The organism is Rahnella sp. JUb53, assembly GCF_004346065.1.
Taxonomy (GTDB): domain Bacteria; phylum Pseudomonadota; class Gammaproteobacteria; order Enterobacterales; family Enterobacteriaceae; genus Rahnella; species Rahnella variigena.
Genome location: NZ_SLYT01000003.1, coordinates 204,618 through 229,660, shown reverse-complemented (window position 1 = coordinate 229,660; position 25,043 = coordinate 204,618). Strand labels below are relative to the sequence as shown.

The 25,043-nt window shown below is 50.2% G+C and carries 25 protein-coding genes and 1 other RNA gene; 17 read left to right on the top strand and 9 right to left on the bottom strand.

The annotated features are described in order from the left end of the window. Positions 1-331: 331 nt before the first annotated feature. Positions 332-1,018 (top strand): uracil-DNA glycosylase, encoded by a 687-nt coding sequence (ung, locus tag EC840_RS08800; protein ID WP_129638289.1) that lies wholly within the window; start codon positions 332-334, stop codon positions 1,016-1,018. Between the two features lie 77 nt (positions 1,019-1,095). Here the strand turns inward: ung and grpE are convergent, their stop codons facing one another. Then, positions 1,096-1,683: a nucleotide exchange factor GrpE gene (grpE, locus tag EC840_RS08795; RefSeq protein ID WP_113876194.1), complete on the bottom strand. Its 588-nt coding sequence runs from the start codon at positions 1,681-1,683 to the stop codon at positions 1,096-1,098. Between the two features lie 137 nt (positions 1,684-1,820). Between grpE and nadK the strand changes: the two genes are divergently transcribed. The 3 genes from nadK (at position 1,821) to bamE (ending at position 4,914) form a co-directional block, all read left to right on the top strand. Further along, the gene (gene nadK, locus EC840_RS08790; RefSeq protein WP_112288174.1) at positions 1,821-2,699 is read left to right on the top strand and encodes an NAD(+) kinase; all 879 of its coding nucleotides are present in this window, start codon (positions 1,821-1,823) and stop codon (positions 2,697-2,699) included. Between the two features lie 96 nt (positions 2,700-2,795). Continuing rightward, a complete protein-coding gene (recN, locus tag EC840_RS08785; RefSeq protein WP_165353133.1) occupies positions 2,796-4,457 on the top strand; it encodes a DNA repair protein RecN in 1,662 nt (553 codons plus the stop codon). Between the two features lie 112 nt (positions 4,458-4,569). Further along, positions 4,570-4,914: an outer membrane protein assembly factor BamE gene (gene bamE / locus EC840_RS08780; protein ID WP_112288172.1), complete on the top strand. Its 345-nt coding sequence runs from the start codon at positions 4,570-4,572 to the stop codon at positions 4,912-4,914. Positions 4,915-4,991: 77 nt separating this feature from the next. On the opposite strand, the gene EC840_RS08775 is transcribed toward bamE, so the two are convergent. Further along, a complete protein-coding gene (locus EC840_RS08775) occupies positions 4,992-5,276 on the bottom strand; it encodes an RnfH family protein (protein ID WP_113876196.1) in 285 nt (94 codons plus the stop codon). Next, complete coding sequence (locus EC840_RS08770) at positions 5,269-5,703, bottom strand: type II toxin-antitoxin system RatA family toxin (protein WP_113876197.1); 435 nt, start codon at positions 5,701-5,703, stop codon at positions 5,269-5,271. The genes EC840_RS08775 and EC840_RS08770 overlap by 8 nt, the downstream gene beginning before the upstream one ends. A gap of 156 nt (positions 5,704-5,859) precedes the next feature. Between EC840_RS08770 and smpB the strand changes: the two genes are divergently transcribed. The 4 genes from smpB to EC840_RS08750 all read left to right on the top strand — a co-directional run bounded on the left by smpB (position 5,860) and on the right by EC840_RS08750 (position 11,181). Beyond that, positions 5,860-6,342, top strand: a complete 483-nt coding sequence (gene smpB, locus EC840_RS08765) for an SsrA-binding protein SmpB (RefSeq protein ID WP_112288217.1) — start codon at positions 5,860-5,862, stop codon at positions 6,340-6,342. A 49-nt stretch (positions 6,343-6,391) separates the two neighbouring features. Further along, positions 6,392-6,755, top strand: a transfer-messenger RNA (tmRNA) gene (gene ssrA, locus EC840_RS08760). An 827-nt stretch (positions 6,756-7,582) separates the two neighbouring features. Next, complete coding sequence (locus EC840_RS08755; RefSeq protein ID WP_132965001.1) at positions 7,583-10,537, top strand: glycosyl hydrolase family 18 protein; 2,955 nt, start codon at positions 7,583-7,585, stop codon at positions 10,535-10,537. 473 nt (positions 10,538-11,010) lie between these two features. Next, positions 11,011-11,181, top strand: a complete 171-nt coding sequence (locus EC840_RS08750; protein WP_243701047.1) for a transporter substrate-binding domain-containing protein — start codon at positions 11,011-11,013, stop codon at positions 11,179-11,181. A 192-nt stretch (positions 11,182-11,373) separates the two neighbouring features. On the opposite strand, the gene EC840_RS08745 is transcribed toward EC840_RS08750, so the two are convergent. Next, positions 11,374-12,156, bottom strand: coding sequence for a DeoR/GlpR family DNA-binding transcription regulator (locus tag EC840_RS08745; protein WP_112288169.1), 783 nt, complete (start codon positions 12,154-12,156; stop codon positions 11,374-11,376). A 279-nt stretch (positions 12,157-12,435) separates the two neighbouring features. Here EC840_RS08745 and gatZ point away from each other — a divergent pair, with 279 nt between their 5' ends. The 7 genes from gatZ (at position 12,436) to EC840_RS08710 (ending at position 18,712) form a co-directional block, all read left to right on the top strand. Further along, positions 12,436-13,731 carry a tagatose-bisphosphate aldolase subunit GatZ gene (gene gatZ / locus EC840_RS08740; protein ID WP_132964999.1) on the top strand — a complete coding sequence of 432 codons (1,296 nt, stop codon included), beginning with the start codon at positions 12,436-12,438 and terminating at the stop codon, positions 13,729-13,731. Continuing rightward, on the top strand, positions 13,724-14,206 hold the full coding sequence (gatA, locus tag EC840_RS08735) for a PTS galactitol transporter subunit IIA (RefSeq protein ID WP_129637948.1): 483 nt from the start codon (positions 13,724-13,726) through the stop codon (positions 14,204-14,206). Before gatZ ends, gatA begins: the two co-directional genes overlap by 8 nt. Before the next feature lie 75 nt (positions 14,207-14,281). Continuing rightward, on the top strand, positions 14,282-14,566 hold the full coding sequence (gene gatB, locus EC840_RS08730; protein WP_129637947.1) for a PTS galactitol transporter subunit IIB: 285 nt from the start codon (positions 14,282-14,284) through the stop codon (positions 14,564-14,566). A gap of 3 nt (positions 14,567-14,569) precedes the next feature. Next, positions 14,570-15,937 (top strand): PTS galactitol transporter subunit IIC, encoded by a 1,368-nt coding sequence (locus EC840_RS08725; protein WP_132964997.1) that lies wholly within the window; start codon positions 14,570-14,572, stop codon positions 15,935-15,937. 44 nt (positions 15,938-15,981) lie between these two features. Then, a complete protein-coding gene (gatD, locus tag EC840_RS08720) occupies positions 15,982-17,031 on the top strand; it encodes a galactitol-1-phosphate 5-dehydrogenase (protein WP_129637946.1) in 1,050 nt (349 codons plus the stop codon). Positions 17,032-17,035: 4 nt separating this feature from the next. Next, complete coding sequence (locus EC840_RS08715; RefSeq protein ID WP_132964995.1) at positions 17,036-17,890, top strand: tagatose bisphosphate family class II aldolase; 855 nt, start codon at positions 17,036-17,038, stop codon at positions 17,888-17,890. Positions 17,891-18,010: 120 nt separating this feature from the next. Further along, a complete protein-coding gene (locus EC840_RS08710; protein ID WP_113876231.1) occupies positions 18,011-18,712 on the top strand; it encodes a GNAT family protein in 702 nt (233 codons plus the stop codon). 59 nt (positions 18,713-18,771) lie between these two features. On the opposite strand, the gene EC840_RS08705 is transcribed toward EC840_RS08710, so the two are convergent. The 3 genes from EC840_RS08705 to EC840_RS08695 form a co-directional block, all read right to left on the bottom strand. Further along, positions 18,772-19,311 (bottom strand): GNAT family N-acetyltransferase, encoded by a 540-nt coding sequence (locus EC840_RS08705; protein WP_112288161.1) that lies wholly within the window; start codon positions 19,309-19,311, stop codon positions 18,772-18,774. A gap of 53 nt (positions 19,312-19,364) precedes the next feature. After that, entirely contained in the window at positions 19,365-20,462 is a 1,098-nt protein-coding gene (gene ada / locus EC840_RS08700) for a bifunctional DNA-binding transcriptional regulator/O6-methylguanine-DNA methyltransferase Ada (RefSeq protein ID WP_132964993.1), read from the bottom strand. Positions 20,463-20,559: 97 nt separating this feature from the next. Beyond that, positions 20,560-21,081 carry a GNAT family N-acetyltransferase gene (locus tag EC840_RS08695; RefSeq protein ID WP_132964991.1) on the bottom strand — a complete coding sequence of 174 codons (522 nt, stop codon included), beginning with the start codon at positions 21,079-21,081 and terminating at the stop codon, positions 20,560-20,562. 86 nt (positions 21,082-21,167) lie between these two features. Between EC840_RS08695 and EC840_RS08690 the strand changes: the two genes are divergently transcribed. Beyond that, on the top strand, positions 21,168-21,722 hold the full coding sequence (locus EC840_RS08690; RefSeq protein ID WP_132964989.1) for a helix-turn-helix domain-containing protein: 555 nt from the start codon (positions 21,168-21,170) through the stop codon (positions 21,720-21,722). Between the two features lie 40 nt (positions 21,723-21,762). Here the strand turns inward: EC840_RS08690 and EC840_RS08685 are convergent, their stop codons facing one another. After that, positions 21,763-22,644 (bottom strand): PhzF family phenazine biosynthesis protein, encoded by an 882-nt coding sequence (locus tag EC840_RS08685; RefSeq protein WP_132964988.1) that lies wholly within the window; start codon positions 22,642-22,644, stop codon positions 21,763-21,765. Between the two features lie 152 nt (positions 22,645-22,796). Between EC840_RS08685 and EC840_RS08680 the strand changes: the two genes are divergently transcribed. Next, on the top strand, positions 22,797-24,101 hold the full coding sequence (locus EC840_RS08680; RefSeq protein WP_113876235.1) for a SidA/IucD/PvdA family monooxygenase: 1,305 nt from the start codon (positions 22,797-22,799) through the stop codon (positions 24,099-24,101). A 61-nt stretch (positions 24,102-24,162) separates the two neighbouring features. Here the strand turns inward: EC840_RS08680 and EC840_RS08675 are convergent, their stop codons facing one another. Then, positions 24,163-24,813 (bottom strand): hemolysin III family protein, encoded by a 651-nt coding sequence (locus EC840_RS08675; protein WP_120160928.1) that lies wholly within the window; start codon positions 24,811-24,813, stop codon positions 24,163-24,165. Positions 24,814-25,043: the final 230 nt, after the last annotated feature.

Below are 25,043 nucleotides of genomic sequence, written 5' to 3'. Positions count from 1 at the left end.
CCTCCAAGTTGGCTACGATACTGTTAATTGATTGATGTCAGGCTGAATCACAACCTGTTTTCCTGTTGTCAGATATAACAGCAGAGCACCCCGCATTCTTTGATAAATATCAATCTTTTCCCTGTGGGTATTTCTCACCCTCGGCATATTTATGTTTTATATCAATTTTCTCAAGGCGCCTGATTAAATTATTTTTGTAAATTATCAACAAATTCTGCATAGAACGTTAAGTCGCAGATAAACATCAGCAAAAGCGCGTGCGGGTTTCACTCAGCAGAATGAGCAGGTAAGCTACTGCCAGTTTAAAATTACCTTCAAAAGGAGAGCGTCAATGTCTACTACTCTCACCTGGCATGACGTGATTGGTCAGGAAAAAGAACAATCCTATTTCGTTGATACATTGAAGTTTGTCGCGGCAGAACGCGCGGCAGGCAAAACCATTTATCCGCCACAGCAGGATGTGTTCAACGCCTTTCGTTCCGCTGAACTGGCAGACGTCAAAGTGGTGATCCTGGGTCAGGATCCTTACCATGGCCCCAACCAGGCTCACGGATTATCATTTTCTGTCCGTCCGGGTATCCCTGCCCCGCCTTCTTTAGTGAACATGTATAAAGAACTGGCCACCGACATTCCCGGCTTCGTACGACCGTCTCACGGCTATCTGCAAAGCTGGGCCGATCAGGGCGTGCTGCTGCTGAATACGGTTTTGACCGTCGAAGGGGGTCAGGCGCACTCACATGCCAAACTAGGCTGGGAAACCTTTACCGATAAAGTTATTGCCGCGCTGAACGAAAATCGTGAAGGAATTGTCTTTTTGCTGTGGGGCTCTCACGCGCAGAAGAAGGGTAATATTATCGACCGCAACCGCCATCATGTTTTGAAAGCGCCGCACCCTTCTCCGCTTTCTGCACATCGCGGTTTTCTGGGATGTAAACATTTCTCACAGGCGAATGTCTTACTGGAACAACAGGGTCTGGCACCGATTGACTGGGTGCCGGTATTGCCTGAACAGGCATAAATGCGACCTGAACAGGCATAAAAAAGAGGCACCCGCGAAGGTGCCTCTTTCGTTATATCAGTCTGCTAAACACAGAATCAGGCTTTTGCTTTGGAAACCGCAACCATTGCAGGGCGTAACAGACGGCCGTTCAGCGTGTAACCCTTTTGCATCACCATCATCACGTAATTAGGTTCCAGCTCTTCGGATTCCATCATCGTCATCGCCTGGTGCAGTTCCGGATTGAAAGGCACGTGGATATCGCTCACCACTTCCATACCGAACTTACGCACAGCATCCAGCAGAGATTTCAGGGTCAGCTCGACGCCTTCAATCAAACCTGCCAGTTCTGAATTGGATTTATCAGCCAGATCCAGAGCACGTTCCAGATTATCGATAACAGGCAGCAGCTCGCCGGAGAATTTCTCCAGAGCGAATTTATGCGCTTTCTCGATATCCAGTTCGGTGCGACGACGGATGTTTTCCACTTCCGCTTTAGCACGCAGCAGGCTGTCACGCTCGCGCTGCTGGAGTTCTTTCAGCTGTGCTTCCAGTTCAGCAATACGTTCATCGCGCGGGTCAACGACATCTGCCGCCTGGGTTTCCGCTTCCGCTTGCAGCTCTTGTTCCTGATTCAGTTCTTCAGAGACTTGCTCGTCAGGTGTCTTATGTTCTTTACTACTCATGAATCTCTCCGCGTTTTAGCATTAATCTTGCTACTTGGCTTATTATGGGGATCAAAACCGGGGTTTCAAGGTTTGGTTTTTAATGAAACCGGTCATAATGCAGGGGTCATCACACCCTGCTGAGGATAACCACAGCGATGAATAAAAAATTTGAGTGCATTGGGATTGTCGGACACCCTCGTCATCCTTCAGCACTTGCCACCCATGAAATGCTTTACCACTGGTTAATCTCAAAAGGTTATCAGGTCATTGTTGAGCGACAGGTGGCACAAGATTTAGCCCTTGAAAACGCCACGACCGGCAGTCTGGCAGAAATCGGTAAACTGGCCGATCTGGCCGTTGTTGTCGGCGGCGACGGTAACATGCTGGGCGCCGCACGCGTTCTGGCACGCTATGACATCAAAGTCATCGGCATCAACCGTGGCAATCTCGGTTTTCTGACCGATCTGGACCCGGATAACGCTTTGCAGCAACTCGATGACGTTCTGCAGGGCGAATACATCAGCGAACAACGTTTCCTGCTGGAGGCCATGGTACGCTGCAAAGACCAGCAATGTCGCGTGAGCACTGCTATCAATGAAGTCGTCCTTCATCCGGGAAAAGTCGCACACATGATTGAATTTGAAGTCTATATTGACGACAAATTCGCCTTCTCCCAACGTTCGGACGGTCTGATTATTTCGACACCAACCGGCTCTACCGCCTATTCGCTATCAGGTGGCGGTCCGATCCTGACGCCGACGTTAGAAGCTATTGCGCTGGTGCCGATGTTCCCGCACACACTTTCTGCGCGCCCGCTGGTTATTAACAGCAGCAGTACGATTTGTCTGCGGTTCTCACATATGAGCAATGACCTTGAAATCAGCTGTGACAGCCAGATTGCCCTGCCGATTCAACCGGGTGAAGAAGTGGTCATCCGCCGCAGCGAGTTCCACCTGAATCTGATCCACCCGAAAGACTACAGCTATTTCAATACATTAAGCACAAAACTCGGATGGTCAAAAAAACTCTTCTGATCAGATAAAAATAATTCGCCAGCCCCTTTACTGTATATAAAACCAGTTTATACTGTATGTAATTACAGGTCTGTTGTTATGTACAGGAAGGTGATCATGCTGGCGCAATTAACTATCAGTAACTTTGCCATTGTCCGCGAATTAGAAATCGATTTTCATGCCGGTATGACGGCAATCACCGGTGAAACCGGTGCCGGTAAGTCCATCGCTATTGATGCGCTCGGGCTTTGCCTTGGCAGTCGCGCAGACGGCAGCATGGTGCGCCTGGGTGCGAGTCGTGCCGATATCTGCGCCCGCTTCACTCTGGCTGATACACCTTCTGCAAAACACTGGCTGGCAGAAAACCAGCTCGACGAAGGGCAGGATTGCCTGCTGCGCCGTACCATCAGCAGCGATGGTCGTTCCCGCGGTTTCATTAACGGCACGCCCGTGCCTTTGTCACAGCTTCGCGAGCTGGGTCAGCATCTGATCCAAATTCACGGACAACACGCCCATCAGCTTTTACTCAAGCCTGAGCATCAGAAAGATCTGCTCGATGCTTATGCCGATCAGCCCCTGCTGTTGGCTGAAATGCGCAAAGCTTACCAAAACTGGCATCAGAGCTGCCGTCAGCTGGCACAATATCAGCAGCAAGTCAGCGAGCGCGAATCGCGCCGTCAGTTGTTGCAATATCAGTTGAAAGAACTGAACGAATTCGCCCCTCAGGCCGGTGAGTACGAACAAATCGATGAAGAATACAAACGTCTGGCAAACAGCGGACAGCTGCTTTCCCTGAGCCAAAGCGCGCTATATCTTCTGGCCGATGGCGAAGAGCAAAACATTGTCAGTTTGCTTTATACCGCACGTAATCAGCTGACTGAACTTGCTGAGCTCGACAGCAAAATGAACGATCTGATCGTCATGCTCGACGATGCCTCCATTCAGGTCAGCGAAGCCAGCGATGAACTGCGCCACTACAGTGAACGCCTGGAAATGGATCCAAACCGCTTATACGAACTGGAACAGCGCCTGTCCCGCCAGATGAATCTTGCACGCAAGCACCATGTCAGCGCAGAAGAACTGCCAGAATTGCATCGCCAGTTGCTTGAAGAACAGCAGGCACTGGATGATCAGGAAACCAATCAGGCAGAGCTGAGCGAAGCGGTACAGCGTCATTATCAGCAGGCAGTAGCGGTTGCTGAACAGCTGCATGAAAAACGCCAGTATTTCGCCGATGAACTTACACATCTGATTACGCAAAGCATGCAGGCACTTTCCATGCCGCACGGTAAATTCAAGATTCAGGTGCAGTTCGAACCAGAACACCTGAACATGGAGGGGGCTGACCGTCTGGAATTCCAGGTCACCACTAACCCGGGTCAGCCGCTTCAGGCGCTGGCCAAAGTAGCCTCCGGTGGTGAGCTTTCCCGTATTGCACTGGCGATCCAGGTTATTACGGCGCAAAAAATGGAAACTCCGGCGCTTATCTTCGATGAAGTTGACGTTGGCATCAGTGGACCAACGGCAGCCATTGTTGGCCGGTTGCTGCGCCAGTTAGGTGAATCCACGCAAGTTATGTGTGTGACTCACTTACCTCAGGTTGCAGGTTGCGGACATCAGCATTATTTTGTCAGCAAAGAAACCGACGGCGAAGTGACAGAAACGCAAATGAACCGGCTTGATAAAAAGGCGCGTTTGCAGGAACTGGCGCGTCTGCTGGGCGGAAGTGAAGTCACCCGAAACACGCTGGCCAATGCAAAAGAGCTGCTCGCTGCGTAAAAAGCTCAACTTTTTTACATTTAAGCGGTCATACAGGTGCCCCGCAAAGGTTTCAAACTGATGAAAGGTCTATTATCATCGGCATCTTATGCCCTAAAGGAATGTAATGACTATGCGCTGTAAAACGCTAACTGCCGCCGCTGTAGCTCTTGTAATGCTTACTGCGGGCTGTTCCACTCTGGAAAAGGTGGTTTATCGGCCTGATATCAACCAGGGGAATTACTTATCTCCTGCGGATGTTCAAAAAATTCATACCGGTATGACTAAACAACAAGTTGCTTATGTTCTTGGCACGCCGATGCTGCACGACCCGTTTGGCAGTGATGTTTGGTTCTACGTGTTCCGTCAGGAGCCAGGCCACGAAGGTGTAACACAGCAAACATTGACGCTGACCTTCAACCAGGCGGGTGAACTGACCAATATCGACAACAAACCGAAGTTGAGCGATCAAAAATAAATCGCCCCGGTGTGATGGTCTCTGGTAACTACCAAAAATCATCTTTCAGGGTAAAAAAATAAGGCGCCTGAGGCGCCTTATTTTTTAGAACGTTCGGCGCGAATCCGCCGTAACTCTTTCGGGTCAGCAATTAATGGCCGATAAATCTCAATACGATCTCCGTCACTCACCGTATCGGCAAGCTTTACCGGGCGGCTGTAGATACCCAGTTTATTCTGCTTCAAATCGATATCACTGCGTAACTCAAGCAAACCGGAAGCCTTGACCGCCTCCTCTACGCTACTCCCTTCTTCCAGTTTCACCGTGCGCAGGTACTGACGTTCCGGCAGTGCATAGACGACTTCAACGCGGATCTCAGACACTGTAAACCTCTTTTGCGCGCATCGTGAACGCCTGAACCATACTGCCTGCCAGTTCTTTAAAGATTTTTCCGAACGCTAACTCAATCAATTTATTGGTAAATTCGAAATCAAGGCTAAGCTGAACTTTACATGCGTCGGGGCTAAGTTCGATGAAATCCCATCCTCCGGTCAGTTTGCGGAAAGGACCATCAACCAGCTGCATATCAATGCGCTTATTGCTGATTAACGTATTTTTGGTTGTAAAAGTCTTACTGATGCCCGCTTTCGAAACATCAACGGCGGCGGTCATGGACGTATCGCTGTTTTCTAAAATGCGGCTGCCGGTACAACCGGGCAGAAACTGCGGATAAGCATCGACATCATTAACCAGGGTGTACATCTGCTCCACGCTGAAGGGTACAAGCGCAGAACGACTTATCTGTGGCATATCATTTTCCAGGTGTCATAAAACGTACAGATAATACCATTTATCCGCGCGGTAATAAAAACTACGAAGCACAGCTCGCCACAAACATGAAAAACACCCCACTCTGACAGCGTGGGGATTTCAATCGGCATCGCTTACAGTATAATAAGTATCACTATGACAAAGAAAAAAGCACATAAACCCGGTTCCGCGACTATCGCGATGAACAAACGCGCTCGCCATGAATATTTCATTGAAGATGAAATCGAGGCGGGGCTTGCTTTGCAGGGATGGGAAGTCAAATCGATGCGCGCTGGTAAAGCAAACATCTCTGACAGCTATGTCACATTCCGCGACGGTGAAGCCTATTTATTTGGCGCAACCATTCAACCTCTTAACGTGGCGTCGAGTCATATCGTCTGCGACCCTACCCGTACGAGAAAATTACTGCTGAAGAAGCGAGAATTAGAAACGCTTTTCGGAAAAGTCAGTCGTGATGGTTACACCGTCGTGGCGCTTTCCTTGTACTGGAAAAATGCCTGGTCAAAAGTGAAGATCGGTCTGGCTAAAGGTAAGAAAGAGCACGACAAGCGCGATGACATTAAAGATCGTGAATGGAAAGTAGACAAAGCACGTATCATGAAGAACTCAAACCGCTAAGTCTCTGGCTTAGCGTGTTCTTTTTCTGGTATACTGCATAACAGTACTTGGGGCTGATTCTGGATTCGACGGGATTTGCGAAGCCCAAGGAGCATGCCGAGGGGCGGTTTGCCTCGTAAAAAGCCGCAAAAAAATAGTCGCAAACGACGAAAACTACGCCCTAGCAGCTTAATACCCTGCTTAGAGCCCTCTCTCCCTAGCCTCCGCTCTTAGGACGGGGATCAAGAGAGGTCAAACCCAAAAGAGATCGCGTGGACACCTTGCCTGGGGTGAAAGCGTTAAACCCAATCAGGATAGTTTGTTAGTGGCGTGTCCATCCGCAGCTAACCGGCGAATGTAAAGATTGGACTAAGCATGTAGTGCCGACGGTGTAGTAATTTCGGACGGGGGTTCAAATCCCCCCAGCTCCACCAAATTCTTGGTTGATGGTTACCAGAGCCATCCAACGAAGTCCTGAAAGCCCGCAAGGCGTAAGCCCTGCGGGCTTTTTTGTATCTTTAATTTTCCCCGGGACCTCTGAAAAAGAGCCACCGATGTGAATTCGTTATTGAGCTGTTCCAAAATAATCGGAATGTCAGGATTTTCTTAGTCCTGCATCGACTTCACTGATTCCCATCGCGTATTTTGTACCCAATATGGTAGGGTTTCAGGCACATCGTCGAAGCTTTTAATAAAAAATCGTAAGTATTTTTAAGACTCATTTAAATTAAAATAAACAAGTGAAGTTCTATGGCTTTCATTATAAAAACAATAAGACACAAATACTTTTTAAAAACGACCGCATACTAGTCCTCCTGCATCCAAACCAATATGATTCAAGAGAAATAGCTATAACATCGTCTAATGGTAAAGTTTTACGCTTACCCGCTACCTCGCTCAAAACGGGTCTTTTCAGATCCACAATTTATGATTGAGTGAACCCCAAAACCGCCCCGTTTTGACTCACTACTGCCAAGATCAGGGCCTTTGAGGAGTCTGTCTTTGGCATCCAAAGAAGCTGATAGTGAGCTCAGTTTCTGCACCTATTATCAATAATTACATTTAATTATAATTGACATCAAAAACATTTATTTAAATGATGAATATATCTTTATTGTTTAAATACATATGGGTAAGTTTGATTTATTCGTTCTTAATATATAATTAAATACTATGCAGACAATGTAAATGATATAAAGGCGCGTATTTTTTTTGCATCCCTCGTGAATAACGAGTTTATGGACAAATTTGGAAGCTATTTATGCGCTTAAATAAATTAACTGCGGCAATCCTGTTTTCAGCTATTGGATTCCCGATAATTTCGTCAGCTGCCACCGTGGCGGGAAATGACGAGACGAACACCTTCTCAGGCCTCGATTACTCGATGATGATCACCAAAGATGGTGGTCACACCTGGACTGCGTATACCGAAGCATCGCAAAACAACTTCCCTGGTACTGTTTTAGCAGAAGTCGCGCCGAAACAAGAACTGGCTATTATCTCCGAAGACTACGATCCGAACCGCACCTATAAAGGCGGTGATACCGTTCGCTTCCTCGGATATTACTGGACTGCACAATGGTGGGTTGATCAGGGCATCAGCCCGGGCACTGATCCGGTTTGGAAATCCGGCGATGCGATTAATATCAAGCCTTACGCCACCTTCCAGTTCACGCCGTATACCGGCCAGAACGCAATCGATCTGCAGACCCGTGAAAAGGCCCGCGTGGCTGCTGAGCGTAAAGTGATTGGCTACTTCCCGGAATGGGGTGTGTATGAAGCACATAACTTCTTTACCCCGGATAAAGTTGACTACTCTGGCCTGACCCACCTGAACTACGGTTTTGCGGTGGTCAAAGACGGTGTAGTGACCATGCATGACACCGACAAAGCTCCGAGCCTGATCAAAGATCTGGATAAACGCACAGAAGCGGCCAACGTGGCGCATATGATTTCTGTCGGTGGCTGGAATAACTCTCAGGAAGGTGTCTTCGAAAACGCAACTGCTACGGATGCAGGTCTTGAGAAACTGGCCAACAGCATGGTCAGCTATATGGCGCAGTGGAATTTCGACGGCCTGGACATTGACTGGGAATACCCGGACACCGAAGCTGAAAAAGCGCAATTCACCAAGCTTATCCAGTCTCTACGCAGCAAGCTGGATGCACAGGGTCTGAAAGATGATAAGTACTATCAACTTTCTGCGGCAGTCACCACCAACCACAACAACATTCAGTACATCAACCCGGCTGTGACCGCGCCATTGCTGGATAGCGTAAACGTGATGGCGTATGACATCCACGGTGCTTTTGATCCATTAACCGGTCATAACGCACCACTGTATGAAAACAGCCATGATGAAGATAAAGAGCTGAACGTGGCCGACACCATGACTGCTTACGTCGAAACCTGGCAAGTACCAAAAGCCAAGCTGATGATGGGGATCCCTTATTACGGTCGTGGCTGGGGCCATGTCCCGGGTACGGAAATCGTTGCTGGTTTACCGGGCATGTTTAACACCGGTGCCGCGACAGTCAAAGGCGCATGGGACGACGGAGATCAATTAACAGGTACTAACCCTTGGTATGTGCTGAAGCAAAAACTGTCCAGCGGTGATTACACCCGTTACTGGGATTCAGAGTCACACGTTCCGTACCTGTATAGCGAAACTAAGCAAGAATTCCTGACCTATGACGATCCGCAGTCCATTCGCGAGAAAGTAGACTTCATCAATGCGCAAGGCTTTGGTGGCGCGATTCTGTGGGATATCAGCGGTGACACACCAGAACACGAGCTGGGTAATATCGTCAAGGCTCTTGTGACCACCCCGCTGCCGACACCAGATCCAACACCAGATCCAACACCAGATCCAAAACCAGTTATATCGGTCATTGGAAGCGTGAAAGACTTCAGTGTGGTCATCAAAAATGGCACGCCTTCAGTACACTTAACCTTAGATCGTGCTGCGCATGAAGCTAAGAATATGAACTACACCATTCAAATTAATAATAAATTCTATGGTAAAAGCCAGAATGGCGAATGTACTGATCATGCCATCAAAGATGTTAATGATGCCGCTAATACCGTGACTTGTTCATGGACGCCTACCTTAAATCAAGGCGACGAGCTTTATCTGTATAACTATTCGAATGGTGTCACTACGCCGATTGAAACAATTAAACTTGATAAAGAGCAGATGGCACGTGCGGAGATCGCAGGTGAATTGATCAGCTTTGACATGGCGATTCAGAACGGTCAACCAGCTCTGGTTCTTACCGAAACGGATAATGCATATCGTTCATATGGTAACTACACCATTCAACTTAACGGTAAATTTGTAGGTAAGAGTCAGAAAAGCAGTATTATGAACGGCAGTGTCGCTATTGATGATGCCAGTCAGACTGTAAAAGGAACCTGGAAACCTACCATGAGAGTGGGTGACGAAATCAAATTGTACCGCTACAAAGACGGCCTGCAGGTTGATATTGTGACTATGACATTAACCGATGAACTTCTCAGCAGCGGTGGTAACATCTATAAAGTATTCGATACTGAAACAACTCCGCAGCCAGAGCCAACTCCAGAGCCAACTCCAGAGCCGACTCCAGAGCCGACTCCAGAGCCAACACCTGTGACCGGTCTTAAAGCCACGCTGTTCCAGAACGGTGGTTATACTGGTGATAGCCTGGATATCACTGGTGACATCGCTTGCTTAACCGGTGTGAAGATGAAAAACGGTTTTGAAGCCAATGACGAAGTGTCGTCCGTGACAATACCAGAAAGTTCTTTGGGTATACGTTTATTCTCTGACTGCCAGTTCAAAGGAACTACGCACATATATAACTATGATAAAACTCAATCTAAATATGATATGACCCGGATAGGCATCGATATGAACAAAGCTGCATCATCTGTTCAGGTTGTTAAAGCGATTGGTTATACAGAAAGCTTTTATCGTGGCGACTGGGTAAACATTATGGGGGATACTCCATTGCTCGATGGGGGTTATGAATATTGGGAATATATGCCTAATTTCGGTGGTAAGATGTCTTCAGTAAAGGTTGCTGAGGGTTATACCGCACGCGTGTATGATAAACGTGACTATCAGGGGTCTTATATTGATGTGAAGTCAGGTGAAATGATCCCCGACCTTTCAAATAGGTCATTTGATAACAAAGCCCTTTCAATAAAATTCTTCATCGATAAAGCCAAGTAATCTTCAATGAACAGCCTTTGACAATGTCATATTAAGTCAAAGGTAAACCTTAAATCGCCTTTATCCCTTTGGATAAAGGCGATTTTTTTGCCTGTTAGCTTCAGACATCTTCAGATTTACCCTGTTGTTTTTAAAATGAAAAATAAAACTTCCCCTGCAACCTACCCCGTAAATCCCTCATTTGTTCTGCCCAAAAACCAATCGTCGTTATGTCTCACTGCTGCCCGTTTTGAACATAAGTTCGCCGCTTGACCACAATCAGTCCGGTCGTCATATTCAAAATAGAAAACACTCTTTGACCTTCGTCACAGCCTGGCGGGGTTTGTTTTTATTGAGTACCAGCGGAGAACACTTGTGAAAAAAATCACCTTACTGATCATCGCGACTTTAACGGCCACCGGCGGCTGACATAGGCAGAAACGGGCTTTCTAAAAACGCCTGAAGGCACGGGTTATGCTTTTGCAGGTGAGCCATTGACGGATACCAGTTACTTAGGTGAAGGCACGGCAATTGGCCTGCGCAAAGATGACCAGGCGCATCTCACACTGATTAATAATGCACTGGCAGAAATCTACAAAAACGGCACTTATCAGACGCTGGAAAAGAAATACTTCACCTTTGAAGTCTATAACAAAAAATCCTGATTGCTTTCCCGTCGCCGCAGGCATCTTGCTCTGCGGCCAACTTTTTGAATACCGCTTCCACTTATCAATAGCTGTTACTGAAAAAGCTAAAATCTTCCTCGCGCGTCTGCGCAATCCTCAGTTGTGCCCGTATCTTTTAGTCATCAGCAGCCATAAAGTCAGCACAGGTTGAAGTCAGAAACCGGATAAAGATTAAACAACAATAATCTCTGTCGACGTTTGCTGAAGCGCCTGCAGCACATTATTGCTGATACCCGCGTCAGTAATGATGGTGTCAATTTTTTCCATAGGCAGCACCAGGTTATATCCGCGTCGTCCAAATTTTGTGGAGTCGGTGACGACCACCACATGCTGAGCGGCCTCGGCCATAATTCCGCTGATGCTGTAGCCTTCATTAAAGGTAGTAATTCCGGTAGCCGCATCAAGACCATCAGCGCCGACAAACATCAGGTTAGCGACGATACCCTGCAACGCATATTCCGTGATATTGCCATGTAAGGAGCGGGTTTTATGCCGCAACGTTCCGCCGCAAACGACCAGTGTAATGTCTGGATTTTCAGACAAAACAAAAGCAGCAGGAAGATTATTGGTAATAACCGTGATGTCTCCTGATTTTACTAACTCCTCGGCCAGTAACATCGTGGTGCTACCACTGTCGAGGATCACGGTATCGCCGGGCTTAACCATGCCAGCCGCCGCCTGCGCGATACGTTTTTTGGGGTCACTGGCCTGAAGGTAGCGTTCTTCCAGTACCAATTCCCCCGGCTGTTTGTCGTGACCGGAAGCGTTCTTCGCCGTCCATCTTGCCGCACCACCATGAAAACGGCTAAGTGCGCCTTTTTGCTCCAGCAGACTCAAATCCGAACGAATGGTCACTTCTGAAACTTCGAAAGCACTCGAAAGATCAGCCACTAAAACACTGCCATTTTCATTCACTAACTCAATGATTTTATGGCGACGTTCATAAGTATTCATTATGAGTAATCCGAAAGGTCATATTCCCCACAGTGTAAACAAAAGCCCCCTCAATGAGGAGTAAAAATTCCCGGCGCTGTGAATCATAGCAACTCCGGATGTGTCTTGGCTGCATTCTCAGACTTTATCTTCTCATTTCCCGAGACACCACTTAAAACGAAAGAAAACGAATGCAATAAACTTACGAAACATTTCGATCACCATCACATAATGCGGAAAACGCTATTGTTTGCCTTTCGCAAAGGTACGATCCTCTTCGGAAACAAACGGAGGCAGAAAATGAAAGACATTATTGCTAAACACAAGACAAGCGAAAGAATTGGGATTTGCTCAGTGTGCTCTGCACATCCTCTGGTGATTGAAGCGGCGTTACGCGAAGACCTGCATACAGACCGCAAAGTGCTGATCGAAGCGACCTCAAACCAGGTCAATCAATTTGGCGGATACACCGGGATGCTGCCGATGGATTTTCGAGATTTCGTTCTCGCGATCGCCGAAAATATAGGATTCCCGATGCATCGTTTGATTTTAGGTGGGGATCACCTGGGACCAAACTGCTGGCAGAACGAAAGCGCTGAAAGTGCGATGGCAAAAGCCGAGGTGCTGATTGCCCGCTATGTCGAAGCGGGGTTCAGCAAAATTCATCTGGATGCGTCTATGTCATGCGCAGATGATCCTGTCCCTCTGGATCCACTTGTTGTGGCTCAACGCGCTGCGCGCTTATGTCAGGTCGCAGAAAGGGTAGCCACTCCACAGCAGAAAAAGCAGCTGACCTATGTCATTGGTACAGAAGTTCCTGTGCCCGGCGGTGAATCCTCCTCTATCGAGCAGGTTCATATCACGAAAGCCGCAGATGCCAAAGCCACACTCGATATGCACCATCAGGCATTTAGTGAGCTTGGGCTGAATGATGCAATAAACAGGATTATCGCCGTCGTGGTCCAGCCCGGCGTGGAATTCGATCATAGCCGTGTAATCCACTACCAGCCGGAGCTCGCCCGGGATCTGTCCGCGTATATTGCGACAACTCCGCTAATTTACGAGGCACATTCTACCGATTACCAGACCCGTGATTCCTACCGCAGCCTGGTGAACGATCACTTCGCCATCCTGAAAGTGGGGCCGGCGTTGACTTTTGCCTTACGGGAAGCCGTTTTCGCGCTGGCAAACATTGAACAGGTACTGATTGCGCCCGAGTCCCGCAGCCAGATCCTGACGGTTATAGATAGCGTTATGCTGGATGAGCCCGGTTACTGGAAAAAATATTACCATTCGACATTCAGCCTCTCGCTCATCGACCTGCATTTCAGCCTGTCCGATCGCATTCGCTATTACTGGCCTCACACCCGCATTAACCGGGCGATGGAAGTCTTAATCACCAACCTGCAATCAGTGGCAATCCCTCTGGGATTACTGAGCCAGTACCTCCCCGCTCAGTTTGAAAGGGTGATGAACGGCGAACTAGCCAGCGATCCGCACGAACTTATCATCGATAAAATCCAGGATGTTTTACGCGCTTATCATTTCGGCTGCACACCTGCGCAATCCCTTAAGGAAGGAGCCTGCCATGCATAACTGCGAGGTTTTCGTCAAAACCGGCATCAGTTTTGCGGATCATCACGAGGCGCTTACGCACATCGGTGAACGTATGGTGCAGGAAGGCATAGTGGAAACGACGTATCCGCAAGCCCTGGTAAACCGCGAAGCTGAATTCCCAACAGGCATCCAGCTGGAACACCATGCCGTCGCCATTCCCCACTGTGAAGCGACACATGCCCGCTGTCCGGCGATTTATCTCATCAGACCCGATACCGCAGTGGAATTTTTTCAGGCAGATGACGACGGAACCATTCCGGCCTCACTGATTATTGCCCTGATAGTCACTCATCCGGCAGAACAGCTGAAGTTACTACGCCAGTTATTCAGCCAGTTACAAGATCCCGTTTTTTGCGAAAGCTTGCTGACGGCGCCTGAAGAGCAGCTTTCCACGCTGTTTAGAAGCCGCATTTTTATCTCATCACCGGAGAAGCGTTCCGAAGCGTGCACCTGAGCGCATTCTCAACATTGAACCCGACGTCTTACCTAAAAAAATAATATCAAAAACAACCTATTGAGGAGTTTTACCGTGAAGCGAAAAATTATAGTCGCCTGTGGCGGAGCTGTTGCCACCTCTACGCTGGCAGCAGAAGAAATCAAAGAACTGTGTGAAGCACATGGCATACAAGTGGATCTCGTGCAGTGTCGCGTAACGGAGATCGAAACCTATATGGACGGTGCTCATCTGATTTGTACCACCGCCAAAGTCGACCGCACATTCGGCAGCATTCCGGTCGTTCACGGGATGCCGTTTATCTCAGGTGTAGGCATGGATACGTTGCGCCAGCAAATACTGACCCTGTTACAGGAGTAAGCCATGTTTACTGAAATAATGCGCTACATCCTCGACCTCGGGCCAACAGTCATGTTGCCCGGCGTCATCATCGTTTTCTCTCTGATACTGGGGATGAAACTGGGGGATTCTTTTAAATCAGCAATTCATATTGGCATAGGTTTTGTCGGGATCGGATTAGTCATCGGCCTGATGCTCGATTCCATCGGGCCAGCGGCAAAAGCCATGGCAGAGCACTTCGAAATCAACCTGCAGGTGGTTGATATTGGCTGGCCAGGTTCAGCCCCAATGACCTGGGCTTCACAAATTGCACTGGTTGCCATCCCGATTGCCATCGGTGTGAATATTGTGATGTTGCTGACCCGTATGACGCGTGTCGTCAATGTGGATATCTGGAACATCTGGCACATGACGTTCACTGGCGCCATGCTGCATCTCGCCACCGGCTCTTACTGGCTGGGGATTATGGGTGTCGTTATCCATGCGGCGTTTATCTACAAACTGGGTGACTGGTTTGCGAAAGATACCCGGGATTTCTTCAATCTTGAAGGCATTGCGATCCCGCATGGTTCTTCGGCCTATCTCGGCCCGATCGCTGTGCTGGTTGATACTGTTATCGGGAAAATCCCGGGGCTGAACAAAATTCACTTCAGCGCTGACGATGTGCAAAAGCGTTTCGGGCCGTTTGGTGAACCGGTGACTGTCGGTTTTGTGATGGGGTTGATTATTGGTTTCCTCGCCGGTTACGACGCAAAGGGCGTGCTGCAGCTGGCGGTGAAAACAGCGGCAGTGATGCTCCTGATGCCACGAGTGATCAAACCGATCATGGACGGCTTAACCCCCATTGCCCGCCATGCCCGTACCCGTTTGCAAGCCCGCTTTGGCGGACAGGAATTCCTGATTGGTCTGGATCCCGCGCTGCTGCTCGGGCACACCGCCGTGGTATCTGCCAGCCTGATCTTTATTCCGCTGACCATCCTGATTGCCGTACTGGTACCTGGCAATCAGGTCCTGCCGTTCGGGGACCTCGCCACTATCGGTTTCTTCGTTGCCATCGCCGTAGCGGTACATCAGGGTAACTTGTTCCGCACGCTTATCTCCGGCTGCATCATCATGAGCATCACGTTGTGGATTGCTACTCAGACTATTGATCTGCATACACAACTGGCTGCCAATGCTGGCGCACTTACCGCAGGGGGAAGAGTAGCATCTATGGATCAGGGCGGCTCACCTGTCACCTATCTGCTGATTCAGCTCTGCACACTGAAGAATATCGCAGGACTGAGCGTGATCGGCGTCGTCTATGCCATCGGGGTCTTCCTGACATGGCGTCGTGCCCGCCAGTTTACGCAGGCTGAAAAACAAGCAGTGATTGCACAGGCCAATTCTTAACTTCATCTCAGCGGGGGGGATCCCCCCGCTCAAGGAAACCGACTATGAAATCTGTTGTGGTACACACCGGCGGGAAGATGACAGTTGAAGATCGCCCGGTTCCGGAACTCAAAAGCTCCGGTGATGTGCTGGTTCGCATCGCCTATTCAGGTCTTTGCGGGTCAGATATCCCGCGTATCTTCGCAAACAGTTCGCATTATTATCCCATTACCCTCGGCCATGAATTTAGCGGTCATGTCGTCAGTATCGGGAAGGATATTCACGACCTACAGGAAGGTGATGCCGTGGCCTGCGTTCCTTTACTCCCATGCTTTGAATGTGAAGAGTGCAAGAAAGCCGCTTATTCGCAGTGCAAACACTATGACTTTATTGGCTCCCGCCGCGAGGGAGGACACGCTGAATATGCGGTAGTTTCCCGCAAAAACTTGTTCAAATTGCCAGGAAATGCCTCCCTTTTGCAGGGCGCTTTCCTCGAGCCCATTACGGTAGGTCTGCATGCCCTCAAACTGGCCGGTGGCTGTCAGGACAAAGAGGTCATTGTGATTGGCGCAGGCACCATCGGACAACTCATCATTCAGGCGGCCAGCGCTCTGGGAGCAAAATCGGTGACGGCTGTTGATATCAATCCTCAGCGTCTGGCTCTTGCGCTGGAAACCGGTGCCAGCCATGCCTTTAACAGCGCAACGCTGAGCGCAGACGACATTCGGCAGAAAACACAAGAACGACGCTTTAATCAGTTGATCGTAGAAACAGCAGGCACGCCGCAAACTGTTGCGCTTTCCCTCGATATTGCCGGCCCTAAAGCCCAGGTGGCGCTGGTCGGGACGTTACACAAGGATCTTACCCTGAACGTTTCTACCTTCAGCCATATCCTGCGCAAAGAACTGACGCTGCTGGGCAGCTGGATGAATTATTCCGCCCCCTGGCCGGGCAGTGAATGGCAGCAAGCCACGCAACTTTTTGCAGAGAAAAGGATAAATCTTGACGCGCTGATCGCAAGTATTGGAGCACCGGAAGACTTTGTCAGGGAAGTGACGGCACTCGCAGGAAAGCCGATGACAGGGAAAATTTTACTGGATATGACAGGGAGCTGAAACAATGTATCTGATTTCAAACAGGGAAATGCTGCTTGCCGCGCAGCGCGACAGTTATGCTGTGCCTGCTTTCAACGTCCACAATCTGGAGACAGTGCAGGTGGTAGCCGAAACCGCGGCGGCCATGAGTTCTCCGGTGATCCTTGCAGGAACACCGGGCACATTCAGTTATGCCGGAACAGATTACCTGATCTCGATATGCCACGAGGCTGCGCGAAGATACCGCATCCCACTGGCACTGCATCTGGATCATCATGAGGATCTGCGGGATATAGAAAGCAAAGTCCGTGCGGGGATCCGCTCCGTCATGATCGACGCCTCGCACTTCCCGCTGGCGGACAATATTAAACAGGTGAGCGAAGCCGTCAGGCTCTGTCATGGCTTTGATGTCAGTGTCGAAGCGGAATTAGGCCGCCTGGGCGGTCAGGAAGACGACCTGGTGGTGGAAGAAGGCGACAGCTACTTTACTGATCCGATAGTGGCGAAACACTTTGTTGAAGCGACGCGAATTGATTCGCTGGCTGTCGCCATTGGTTCTGCTCACGGCTTGTATCAGGGAGAACCCAAACTGGATTTCACCCGTCTTGGACAAATCCGCCAGCAGGTTGATATTCCGCTGGTTCTGCACGGTGCATCGGGGATTCCGGAGGAGATGATCTACCGGGCAATCGGTCTGGGGATCTGTAAAGTGAACGTCGCGACCGAGCTGAAAATTGCCTTTGCGGATGCTGTGAAAGCGTATTTTGCAGAACATCCGGACGCTAACGATCCGCGAAAATACATCGTGCCGGGAAAACTCGCGATGCAAAAAGTCGTGGAAGAAAAAATCCGGATTTGTGGCAGTGCCGGGCGATTATGACCCGCCTGTATTAACCAAGCGGGCCCGCGCCCGCTTTCAGGATTTTAGTAAAGTGCAGGTTGCAGCTGTCATTCCATTCTGATTTTATGGAAGTTCATTAATAGTAAAATGGGAACTGCTATGACCACCCTGAACCATTTTGGCCAACCCATCGGTGACGCCCTTCCCGACTGGCAGCCCCGCGAGCGCCCTGTGCATGTTCAGCTTGATGGCCTCTGGTGTCATCTTGAGCCTCTGTCCTGCGAACGCCACAGTGAGGATTTATTTAACGCCTGGCACAGCATTGATGACAATCGGGACTGGACCTATCTCGCCGTCGATCGCCCTGCAACGCAGGCAGATTGCGACGTGTTTATTTCCCAGCAGGAAAAAAGTGAAGATCCGCTGTTTTTCGCGGTGGTGGATAATGAAACACAGCGCGCCGTGGGCAGCGTTTCTCTGATGCGTATCGATGCCGTGAATGGCGTTGCCGAAATTGGCTGGGTGAACTGGTCACCGCTGATGAAACGCACACGTTTTGGCACTGAAGCCATTTACCTGCTGCAACGTTATCTGTTCGATACCCTGAAATATCGCCGCTGCGAATGGAAATGCCACAGCCTGAATGAGCCGTCAAAACTGGCCGCAAAACGCTTCGGGTTTGAGTATGAAGGTATGTTCCGTCAGGCCATCATCAATAAAGGCCACAACCGTGATACCTGCTGGTATTCGGTTCTTGACCACGAATGGCCAGCCTCAAAGGCAGCGTTTGATCGCTGGTTAAGTGCAGATAATTTCAATGCGGAAGGTCAGCAGAAACATCGTCTGGAAGAACTGCGCTGACAGGCATTGCCTGCGTTGTTTACTGACGCAGGCAGAACCGGTCCTTCAATGAAAACCGCTCAGGAATTTAGCGCAGACAATACCGTTACATCAGGCCACGCGTAGATAATATTAGGCGAACGCCACAGCGGACCTGCATCGGTATAGCGCCCTGATTCCAGCCCCCCCAGGGCACGGTAGAACCTAATTGCAGGCTCGTTGCCTTCTACAACTCCCAGCCCTGCACTTTTAAAACCTTCACCCGCCAGATGTGTTGCGGCTTTGGCAATCAGCAGTTTGCCAATCCCCTGACGCTTAAATGCAGGCGAAACATACAGGAATTTGATTTCGGCCATCTCGCCAAATTCAGGGTTTGAAGAAGCCGAAGCCAGACTGAATCCGGCTAATTTGCCGTCAACTTCCGCGATAAAAATGCCCTGACCGGCAGCAGGATGCGCAAATTTATCCTGCCAGAAAGATTTACGACGCGGAACATCAAGCGCGTTAAAGGCTTCCGGCGGTGCCAGTTCGCGATAAGTATCACGCCAGATGGCAACGTGTAATTCAGCCAGTGAATCAATATCTTTCGGTTCAGCAATCCGTATAGTGCAGGCTGGCACGGCATCCCTCTTCATCAAAATGTTCGGAAAATCATAATGTCAGCTGAGTATAGTCAGCCTTTCTCTTCCCGCGCCAGCAAACTGCGTTTTCGTTCCACACCCCAGCGGTAACCAGAAATATTACCGCCCGTTTTAACCACCCGATGACAGGGAATGGCGACTGCCAGCAGGTTTGCGGCGCAGGCTCCGGCAACAGCGCGGACTGATTTAGGCGAACCAATTTTAGTGGCAATCTCGGCATAACTGGCGGTATTTCCCGGTGGGATATCACGTAATGCCTGCCAGACGCGCTGCTGGAAAGCCGTTCCGCGAATATCCAGCGGCAAATCCAGCCCAATCTGAGGCACTTCGACAAAGCCAACAACCACAGCAATTCGCTGCTCGAAATCCGGATCGCCGCCCAGCAATTCCGCTTGTGGAAAACTGTTTTGCAGCTCATTGATCAACTTTTCAGGATCGTCGCCCAGTAAAATGGCGCAGATCCCCCGCTGACTTTCGGCAACCAGAATATCGCCCAGTGAAGATTTTCCGATGGCAAACCAGACGCGCACATCGCGGCCACCGGAGCGGAAATTTTGCGGCGTCATGCCCAGCGTGGCTGCGGACGTTTCGTAAAACCGGCCATCGGAAGGATATCCGGCCGCGTGGATCGCTTCGGTTATCGTTGCAGAATCAGCCAGCATTTCACGTACACGCCGGGCGCGCTGCGCCTGCTGATACTCTTTGGGCGTCACGCCGGTTTGCGCCTTAAACAGGCGATGAAAGTGATAAGCACTGATGCCTACTTCGGCGGCCAGCTGATTAAGCGTCAACATCCCGGCAGATCCTTCCAGCATGCGGCAGGCCTGAGCTACCCGCTGAGCGTGAAACTGCGCCAGTGAAATCAGTCCCTGACGGCAGCGTTTGCACGGGCGAAATCCTGCCTCTTCTGCGGCTTCGGCATCATCAAAATAGAGAATATTTTCCGGATTCGGCTGCCGTGACGGGCATGAAGGCGCGCAGTAAATACCGGTGGTTTTTACCGCGTAAACAAATTTGCCATCCGCGTTCGCATCACAGCTGATGACCGCCTGCCAGCGTGGATCCTTCACCGACTCAGAGGCTGAGTTTTCCGCTACCGTTTTGTTGATGACTTGTGTTTTACCTGACATTTTCTGCCTCACGTTTCCCGACTGGATGACTGTCAGCATAAGCCGCCATTATCCCTTGCACCCTCCGGCGCTTGCTTTCTCATTCAATGCCGGACTTTTAGCCTGCCACCGGCTTTAACGGCGTGTCGAGGATCATCTGATAAAAGGCCAGATCCAGCCAGCGGTCAAATTTAAATGCCGCCTGTTTAATGGTCCCGGTATGACTGAATCCATTTTTTTCGTGCAGGGCAATACTGCCGCTGTTGGCCGCGTCAATCGCGCCAATCAGCGTATGTACGCCACGTTCACGTGCGGCATCCACCAGTGCATTAAGCAAGATTTTACCCAACCCTTTGCCACGGTGATCTTTATGAATATAAATCGAATGTTCGACCGAATATTTATACGCAGGCCAGGCGCGGAACGTGCCGTAACTGGCAAAACCCAGCAGTACGCCCTGCGCGTCTTCCAGCCCGATCACCGGAAAGTTATGGGTCAGTTTAGTGGCAAACCAGGTTGTCATGCTGTCGATATGACGCGGTTTATAGTCATACAACGCGGTGGATGTCAGGATCGCATCATTAAAAATATCCAGAATAGCGACAGCGTGCTGGCGTTCGGTACAGGTGATCATTTTCATCAGTTCTTCCCCGGTGACTTCCGTTTGATGTTTAATTCCACTATAGTAGAATTAATTCCACAAAAGTAAACAACGGAACGGATCCCATGTCAATCGACCAACTGATCGCCACACGTTTGCAGTCTTTGCGTAAAACACAGGGTTTGAGCCTGGAACAACTGGCCAGCAGTTCAGGTGTCAGTAAAGCGATGATCTCCAAAATTGAACGGCAGGACAGCAGTCCGAGCGCCAGCCTTTTAGGTCGTCTGGCCGCCAGTCTGGGTGTTTCGCTCGCGCAGTTGCTGTCAGAAGATAACCAACAACCCGCGCCATTACGTCCGCTTGCACAGCAGGAAGTGTGGCAGGATCCGGATATCGGTTATCTGCGGCGTCAGGTGACGGCGCATGAGGAAAACGGCGGTCCGGAACTGGTGGAAATTACGCTGCCAGCCGCCGCGCGCGTCAGTTATCCGGGCTGGAGTCATCAGGCGTATAAACAACGTCTGTGGCTGGTGGAAGGGTCGCTGACTGTCGATTATGGCACGGAAAAGTATGTGCTATCGGCAGGCGATGCGCTGACGTTCGGCGTGGATTTGCCGATCACCTTCAGTAATCCCGGCACTGAGCCGTGCCGGTATTTGCTGGTCATGAGCGACAAATAGTTTCCACGCTTTCAGCAGCGCCAGTGCGCGGTCACGCTGATCAGAGATCTAACGTGCCGTCGATCAGCGTACATGTATCGCCGCCGATCCAGGGTTCGCCATCGACAAACGTCACGGTTACGCGGCCATCGCGCTGGAGTTTAGTCCCCTGCCGCACGCGATAAGTTTGTGCCATATGTTCTCCGTCAGGGAAATTCGCGGCTTTCAGCACCCGCGCCAGACAGGCATTGGCGCTGCCGGTGACCGGATCTTCTTTCAGCACGCCGTCCTCATCAATAATCGCACGCACTTCATAATCCGCCGGACCGTTTTTATCGTGCAAACCGTAAACCGCGATACCGTTAATGCCCAGTTGCGTTTGCAGCTGGCTGACAGCGGCGGCATCAGCGGTGATATTCAGACATTCCTGCGCGCTTTCCATCCGCACCACCAGCCAGATGATCCCCATATCGACGTTGACTGGCGTAACTTCTGCCTGAATCTTTCCGCCACGTAACGCCTTAGCCAGCAATTCCAGATGCTGAGCATCAAGCGGACTCTGTTTCGCTGGCGGCGCGGAAAAGGCCTGTCCGCCTTCTGCCAGCTGTTTCACCTGCACCAGCCCGACGCCACATTCCTGGACAAGATATCCCGGATTTTTCGGCTGCAACCCGCTTTGCAATAGCGCGTAAGCTGTGCCAAGCGTTGGGTGTCCGGCGAACGGCAGTTCTTTATCGGTAGTGAAAATCCTTACGCGATAATCGGCTTGTGGTGAAGCGGGTTTGAGCACAAACGCCGTTTCCGCAAGATTCGTCCAGCGGGCCATTGCAAACATCTCGGCGTCTGTCAGTCCTTCGGCATCGAGTATCACGGCCAGGGCGTTGCCTTTCAGCGGCTGGGCGGTGAACACATCGACTTGTTTAAAACGGCGCAGGCGGGTCATAGCAAATCCTTTTTAATCATTGAGTAAGGAACGGCGAAGTCACTGAGTTTAGGAATATTTCTATAAGTTATCGAGAACTATGTCAGTCGCGGGCGGCTGGCCTATGCTTAACAGAGCTTCCAAAATATCCTAAAAACACAAGGAACAGAAAGATGTCCGCGAAGGATTTGATAGGTATTGGTATTGGTCCCTTTAATTTAAGCCTCGCCGCGATGGCTAAAGATACCGGAAAACTCGACGCTGCTTTCTTCGACGCTAATCCGGAATTCAGCTGGCACCCCGGCATGTTGCTGCCGACAGCCACCATGCAAACCTATGTGTTGCAGGATCTGGTGACCACCGTCGCCCCGCGCAGCGAGTTTTCTTTCATCAATTATCTGGTGGAACAGAAGAAAATTTACCGCTTTCTGGCGACGGAACAACTGATCATCAGCCGCGATGAGTTTTCCGATTATCTGCGCTGGGCGTGCGACCGCATCCCTGACCTGCATTTTTCCGAGCCGGTTGAGCGCATTGATTTCGATGACAAGCGGCAGGAATTTATCGTGCAGAGTAAAACAGGCGAGCACCGTGCGCGCAATATTTGCCTCGGCACCGGCCATGCACCGTGGATCCCCAAACCGGCGCGGGCGGCGCTGGGCGAAAACTGTTTTCATGCGGCTGAGATTGAACTACGCGAACCGGATTTCACCGGCAAACGCGTGGCCGTCGTCGGTGGCGGACAAAGCGGCGCGGACATTATTCTTAACGCGCTGAGCGGCCACTGGGGCGAATTTGCCGAACTGAGCTGGATATCACGACGCCCGAATTTTCAGCCGCTGGATGAATCGATTTTCACCAATGAATATTTCACGCCGGAGTATGTGAATTACTTTTATACGCTGCCGGAAGACGTACGTGAGCAGGAAATCGCCACGCAAAAACTGCCTTCGGATGGCATCAGTTATCACACGCTGGAAGATATTTATAAGCAGCTGTATCACCGTTTCGATGTGCTGCATCAGCCGCGTAACGTGCGTTTATTGCCCCACCGCGCGCTCGATCATATCGTACGTAATGCGGGCGGTGATTTCAGTTTGCAGGCAAAACACGGGCTGGAAAAATGCGAGGAGCATTTCAGTGCCGATATCGTGATCCTGGCGACTGGCTATCGCCCCGGTTTACCGGATTATCTCGAGCCTTTGCTGGACCGCATCCCCTATGACCGCGAACAACATTTGCCGCTTCAGCCGAATTTCAACCTGCGCTGGGACGGCCCTGAGCAGAACCGCATTTACGCAGTGAATGCCGGTATTCACAGTCACGGCAGCGCCGAAGGGCAACTGACGCTGACCGCGTGGCGCTCGGCGAAAATCCTCAATCATTTGCTGGGCGAAGCGCACTACGATTTGCGGCCAGTGCCTTCACTGGTGCAATGGTGGTCGGACACGCCGGATGCGGGCAAGCGCGGTAAATAGCAGGCACAAAAAAGCGGAGCATCAGGCTCCGCTTTCCTTTTACTGACTTTCATTAAACAAATCAGACGTAAAAATAGATGGCCAAAAAGTGGCAGGCACTGCCGCCGAGCACGAACCCGTGCCAGATGGCGTGACCGAAACGAAAGCGTTTAGAGGCATAGAAAATAACGCCCAGCGTGTACACCACACCGCCCAGCGCCAGTAAGGCTACGCCACCCAGCGAAAGTGTAGTCGCCAGCTGGTAAATCACTATCAGCGACAGCCAGCCCATCGTCAGATAAGTGACCAGCGAAAGCACTTCAAAACGGTGAGCAAACGCCAGTTTAAAAATTACGCCGAACAGCGCCAGCCCCCAGATCACCGCCATCAGTCCTTTCGCCAGCGGGGAATTAAGCCCGACCAGCAGGAACGGCGTGTAGGTCCCGGCAATCAGTAAATAAATCGCGCAGTGGTCAAATTTTTTCAGCCAGTATTTGGCTTTCTGATGCGGTATCGCGTGATACAGCGTGGAGGCCAGATACAGCAAAATCATGCTGCCGCCGTACAAACTGTAGCTGGTGATTGCCATGGCGCTGGCGTTATCGCCAACTGCCTGAACCAGCAACAACACCAGCCCGACAATCCCAAAAACCAGACCAACGCCGTGACTCAGGCTGTTAGCAATTTCTTCAGCCCACGGATATCCCTGTGGTGATGGAGACAACTTACCCATACGTTGAGGATCCTCAAGACAAAAAAGTAAAAATCATTGTTTATAAAACGTTCCGACGGAATTAGCTTAACTGAGAACAATTCCAGTGTACATCTGTAAGCTTAAAATGAGTATTATCTGATGTAACAGTCTCTTAGCCGGATCATCATTTCACTCATCCTCGACTGTGAAGCCCTTCAATTCATTCGCTTTGTTTATAATTTACCAAAGTGACATTCAGACTACAGCGG

Bases quoted from the DNA above. Each gene is read 5' to 3' on its own strand.
- ung (WP_129638289.1), top strand. From the start codon at position 332: ATGTCTACTACTCTCACCTGGCATGACGTGATTGGTCAGGAAAAAGAA.
- grpE (WP_113876194.1), bottom strand. From the start codon at position 1,683: ATGAGTAGTAAAGAACATAAGACACCTGACGAGCAAGTCTCTGAAGAA.
- nadK (WP_112288174.1), top strand. From the start codon at position 1,821: ATGAATAAAAAATTTGAGTGCATTGGGATTGTCGGACACCCTCGTCAT.
- recN (WP_165353133.1), top strand. From the start codon at position 2,796: ATGCTGGCGCAATTAACTATCAGTAACTTTGCCATTGTCCGCGAATTA.
- bamE (WP_112288172.1), top strand. From the start codon at position 4,570: ATGCGCTGTAAAACGCTAACTGCCGCCGCTGTAGCTCTTGTAATGCTT.
- EC840_RS08770 (WP_113876197.1), bottom strand. From the start codon at position 5,703: ATGCCACAGATAAGTCGTTCTGCGCTTGTACCCTTCAGCGTGGAGCAG.
- smpB (WP_112288217.1), top strand. From the start codon at position 5,860: ATGACAAAGAAAAAAGCACATAAACCCGGTTCCGCGACTATCGCGATG.
- EC840_RS08755 (WP_132965001.1), top strand. From the start codon at position 7,583: ATGCGCTTAAATAAATTAACTGCGGCAATCCTGTTTTCAGCTATTGGA.
- EC840_RS08745 (WP_112288169.1), bottom strand. From the start codon at position 12,156: ATGAATACTTATGAACGTCGCCATAAAATCATTGAGTTAGTGAATGAA.
- gatZ (WP_132964999.1), top strand. From the start codon at position 12,436: ATGAAAGACATTATTGCTAAACACAAGACAAGCGAAAGAATTGGGATT.
- gatA (WP_129637948.1), top strand. From the start codon at position 13,724: ATGCATAACTGCGAGGTTTTCGTCAAAACCGGCATCAGTTTTGCGGAT.
- EC840_RS08725 (WP_132964997.1), top strand. From the start codon at position 14,570: ATGTTTACTGAAATAATGCGCTACATCCTCGACCTCGGGCCAACAGTC.
- gatD (WP_129637946.1), top strand. From the start codon at position 15,982: ATGAAATCTGTTGTGGTACACACCGGCGGGAAGATGACAGTTGAAGAT.
- EC840_RS08715 (WP_132964995.1), top strand. From the start codon at position 17,036: ATGTATCTGATTTCAAACAGGGAAATGCTGCTTGCCGCGCAGCGCGAC.
- EC840_RS08710 (WP_113876231.1), top strand. From the start codon at position 18,011: ATGACCACCCTGAACCATTTTGGCCAACCCATCGGTGACGCCCTTCCC.
- ada (WP_132964993.1), bottom strand. From the start codon at position 20,462: ATGTCAGGTAAAACACAAGTCATCAACAAAACGGTAGCGGAAAACTCA.
- EC840_RS08695 (WP_132964991.1), bottom strand. From the start codon at position 21,081: ATGAAAATGATCACCTGTACCGAACGCCAGCACGCTGTCGCTATTCTG.
- EC840_RS08690 (WP_132964989.1), top strand. From the start codon at position 21,168: ATGTCAATCGACCAACTGATCGCCACACGTTTGCAGTCTTTGCGTAAA.
- EC840_RS08685 (WP_132964988.1), bottom strand. From the start codon at position 22,644: ATGACCCGCCTGCGCCGTTTTAAACAAGTCGATGTGTTCACCGCCCAG.
- EC840_RS08680 (WP_113876235.1), top strand. From the start codon at position 22,797: ATGTCCGCGAAGGATTTGATAGGTATTGGTATTGGTCCCTTTAATTTA.
- EC840_RS08675 (WP_120160928.1), bottom strand. From the start codon at position 24,813: ATGGGTAAGTTGTCTCCATCACCACAGGGATATCCGTGGGCTGAAGAA.